1 protein-coding gene is annotated in these 772 nt (G+C 64.8%); it reads left to right on the top strand.

Annotation, left to right across the window (positions count from 1 at the left end; all coding sequences use genetic code 11):
* On the top strand, window positions 1–772 hold a 772-nt coding region (locus tag LPW29_RS15245; RefSeq protein ID WP_443112362.1), incomplete at both ends, for a hypothetical protein.

Here is a 772-nt window from a genome sequence, read left to right as displayed (position 1 = left end):
CCTGGAACCTGCGGCCCTGGAGATCAGTCTGCAGGTGGCGGCGGATCTGGAAGGCGAACGGGCGCGCCATCATGCTGATTGGGGTCGACGCCTGGAACGAGCGCGTTACGAGGTCGAGCGGGCCGAACGCCAATACCAGGCAGTGGAGCCGGAGCATCGTCTGGTGGCCCGTACCCTGGAACAGCAGTGGGAGGCTGCTCTCATCGCCGAAGCGCAGCTCAAGGCCGACTATGAACGCATGCGTGCCAGCGAGCCGGCCACTTTATCGGAGGCTGAGCGCGCCCGTATTCGCCAACTCGCCGCCGACATCCCGGCGCTCTGGCGGGCTTCCACCACCACCAATGCGGATCGCCAGAGTATCGTGCGCCTACTCGTTGAACGGGTGATTGCCACCGTGATCGATGACAGCGAGCGGGTCACGGTGGAGATCCACTGGATTGGCGGCCATCGTACCCACACCCTCCTGGTGCGTCCGGTGGCGCGTTTGGAGCAACTGAGTGACTACCCTCAACTCGTCGCCCGCACGCTGGAACTGCATCAAGCCGGGTACCGCTGCCCGCAGATTGCCGAGCAACTCAACGCCGAGGGCTGGCGCCCGCCAAAACGACGTGAGACCTTCAATGGCCCCATGGTGACCAATCTGCTCACCCGTGAGGGGATCCGGGCCGGTCACTCCCCCGCCAAACCCGTTCCCTGGCCTGAGCGCGGGGCGGATGAGTGGCCCATAAACGAACTGGCCTTGGCCCTGAAGATGCCACCGGTCACATTGTTC

Origin of the sequence: Ectothiorhodospira sp. 9100, from assembly GCF_022227565.1 — a bacterium.
Classification (GTDB): Bacteria; Pseudomonadota; Gammaproteobacteria; order Ectothiorhodospirales; family Ectothiorhodospiraceae; genus Ectothiorhodospira; species Ectothiorhodospira marina.
Note: the sequence above shows the minus strand (reverse complement) of the source record. Positions and strands in the feature narration are given on the sequence as shown.